Source organism: Pseudonocardia sp. (assembly GCF_050246655.1).
GTDB lineage: Bacteria > Actinomycetota > Actinomycetes > Mycobacteriales > Pseudonocardiaceae > Pseudonocardia.
The window spans coordinates 1-2550 of record NZ_JBFWVQ010000233.1; the positions used below are offsets into that span (position 1 = coordinate 1).

At 74.1% G+C, this 2550-nt stretch carries 5 protein-coding genes; 2 read left to right on the top strand and 3 right to left on the bottom strand.

Annotated elements, in window-relative coordinates; all coding sequences use genetic code 11:
• Positions 1-931, top strand: a 931-nt coding sequence (locus tag AB7J25_RS30675; protein WP_428514889.1) for a hypothetical protein, incomplete at its 5' end; no start/stop codon positions are given.
• Here the strand turns inward: AB7J25_RS30675 and AB7J25_RS30680 are convergent.
• Both AB7J25_RS30680 and AB7J25_RS30685 read right to left on the bottom strand, forming a co-directional pair.
• Entirely contained in the window at positions 928-1836 is a 909-nt protein-coding gene (locus AB7J25_RS30680) for a cation diffusion facilitator family transporter (RefSeq protein WP_428514891.1), read from the bottom strand. The genes AB7J25_RS30675 and AB7J25_RS30680 overlap by 4 nt on opposite strands.
• Before the next feature lie 56 nt (positions 1837-1892).
• Positions 1893-2075 carry a helix-turn-helix domain-containing protein gene (locus tag AB7J25_RS30685; protein ID WP_428514893.1) on the bottom strand — a complete coding sequence of 61 codons (183 nt, stop codon included), beginning with the start codon at positions 2073-2075 and terminating at the stop codon, positions 1893-1895.
• A 3-nt stretch (positions 2076-2078) separates the two neighbouring features.
• Here AB7J25_RS30685 and AB7J25_RS30690 point away from each other — a divergent pair, with 3 nt between their 5' ends.
• Positions 2079-2231, top strand: coding sequence for a hypothetical protein (locus AB7J25_RS30690; protein WP_428514895.1), 153 nt, complete (start codon positions 2079-2081; stop codon positions 2229-2231).
• 11 nt (positions 2232-2242) lie between these two features.
• Here AB7J25_RS30690 and AB7J25_RS30695 read toward each other — a convergent pair.
• Positions 2243-2550, bottom strand: a 308-nt coding sequence (locus AB7J25_RS30695) for an SRPBCC domain-containing protein (protein ID WP_428514897.1), incomplete at its 5' end; no start/stop codon positions are given.

The following is a 2550-nucleotide window of genomic DNA, read 5'->3' on the forward strand; positions in this document are numbered from 1 at the left end:
TCGTGTTCTGGACGGTCCTGGCACTCACCCTGGCCACCCTCGTCCAGCGGGCGACCCGACCCACGCCCGCACCCGTCTCCTGAACACCCACCGCGCGGCCGCCGTCACCCTGACGGCGGCCGCGTCGTTCCTGCTCGGCACCGGTTCGGCCGCCGCACACGGCGGGGACATGGCGGCACCGGGTGCGGACGAGCCGCGGATCCTCGCCGTCGAGCCGTCGACCGCCGGGTTGCAGCTCACCGTGATCGAGGGCGGCCTTCGGCTGCGGATCGACAACGCCACCGGCGAGCCGGTGCAGGTCGCGCAGGGCCCGATCATCGCCCCCGGCACCTCGCTCGCGTGGGCCGATCCGCGCCTCACCGCGCCGTGGTGGGAACTCCCGCTGCAGGTCGGCGACGTCGACGTGACGGCGACGGGCGACCGGGTCACCCCGCCACCGCCCGATCCGGTGCCGTGGTGGTCGTTCACGCTCGCGGCGGCACTGCTGACCTTCGCCGCCGCCGTGACCGCGGCCCGCCGCGGTGGGCGGCGCTCCGCCTGGGTCCTGGCGGCGATCACGCTGCTCGCGGTGGTCGCCTACGCCGTCCACGTCGTGGGTGCCTCGCTCGTGCTCGCCTCGCCGCCGGGGCTCGCGACGCTGCTCGCCGCGGCCGGGCCCGGGGTGATCTGCTGGTTGATCGGTGTGGTGGGAGCTGTGCTGGCCCTGCGGGAGCACCCGCTGGCGGTCCCGGCGTGCGCGACGGCCGGGGCGCTCGCGGCGCTGCTCACGGCGTTCGACGCGACGTCCTTCCACCAGCCGGTGCTCGCGTTCGGATGGGCCTACGACCTGGACCGCGCCACCGTCGTCCTCGCGCTCGGCTGCGGGATCGGTCTCGCGGCGGCGGGACTCACGGTGCTGGCCCGCGAGGAGGCCGAGCAGACCAGGGTCTAGCCGCAGCGCGGGTCGTGGACCGCGTGGTCGTGGCGCTCGAGCTGCAGCGTGCTGTGGTCGAGCCCGAACCGCTCGCGCAGCGTCTGCGCCGCCCGGTCCAGCACGGAGTCCGCGCCGCAGCCGGTGTGCTCGTGCCCGTCGACGACCAGGTGCGCCGACACCGACGGCTTTCGGTCGTTGATCACCCACACGTGCAGGTCGTGCACCTCGACGACCCCGGGGAGCTCACGCAGGGCGCTGTCCACCTCGGCGACGTCGATGTGGCGCGGCGCGCCCTCCAGCAGGACGTGCCCCACCTCGCGCAGCAGCCCCACCGCCCGCGGCAGGACCAGCGCGACGATGAACAGCGACGCGACCGTGTCGGCGTAGGGCCAGCCGGTGACGAGCAGGACGCCCGCCGCGGCGAGGACGCCGACCGACCCCAGCGCGTCGCCGAGCACGTGCAGCGCCGCGCCGCGGATGTTCATGTTCGCGCGGTCGCCCCCCGCGAGGACGGCCAGCGCGATGAGGTTGCCGACAAGGCCGAGGGCGCCGATGACGAGCAGCGGCAGGCCGGGGATCGCGACCGGCTCGAACAGGCGCGCCACCGCCTCGACGGCCACCCAGCTGACGACCACGATCAGGGTGAGCGCGTTGAAGCCGGCGACGAGCACCTCCACCCGGCCGAGCCCGTACGTGCGGTGCAGGCTCGCGGGCCGGGCGGCGAGGTAGGAGGCGACCAGGGCGGCGGCCAGCGCCCCGGCGTCGGTGAGCAGGTGCGACAGGTCCGCGAGCAGGGCGAGCGATCCGGTGAGCAGGGCACCGACGGCACCGAGCACCGCGACACCGACGGTGACGGCGAGCGCGATCGCGAGGCGGCGACGGTCGCCGTCCGCGGAATGCCCGTGTCCGTGGCCGTGCCCCATGAACAGACCTCCCTCGCAGCAGACATAAGCATGGAAACATGCGCATCTGACTATGTCTATTGCCGGACAGTGTGATCCAGGGCAACCTCGAGCACGTCGGGGACGGGGCCGTCGATGACGGTGCAGTAGACGAACGTACCCTCCCGCCTGCCGCGCACCATGCCCGCGAGCCGCAGCTTCGACGGGTGCTGGCTCGCCGTCGTCGGCGAGACCCTGGCGAGTTCCAGGCCGAGGGGCATCGCGTGCTGCTGGTCGGCTGGGATCTCGCCGTCACCCTGCCGCTGCCCCTCGGTGTCGCTGCGCACGAGGGCTCCACGGTCCTCGCCGGCCTCAACGGGCTGCGCCTGCTCCGCGCCGCCGCCTGGCGGCGGGCCGGAGCGCGACCCGCGACGTGACGGCAGGCGCGTCAGGTCGCCGCGACGGCCTCCGCCGTGGTCGCCCCCGTCTCCAGCAACGACTTGAGATCCGAGAGGATCTCCGGCCATCCGCCGCTCACGCCCTTGCGCATCTCACTGCCCGGCACGAAGCCGTCGTGGACGACGGTGAGCTTGACGGCTGCGCCCGCCGGCTCGATGTCGAAGCTCACCGTCGAGATCGGCTCGCGGCGCAGCTCGGCGAGCCGCTCGTCGCTCCAGCCGAACATCGCGGCCATCTCGGGCTGGTAGTTGTGCCAGGTGTAGGCCAGCCGCCGCGGCGGGTCGGCCTCGAGGACGT

Coding starts and splice junctions, on each gene's coding strand:
- AB7J25_RS30680 (WP_428514891.1), bottom strand. CDS start 1,836: ATGGGGCACGGCCACGGACACGGGCATTCCGCGGACGGCGACCGTCGC.
- AB7J25_RS30685 (WP_428514893.1), bottom strand. CDS start 2,075: ATGCCCCTCGGCCTGGAACTCGCCAGGGTCTCGCCGACGACGGCGAGC.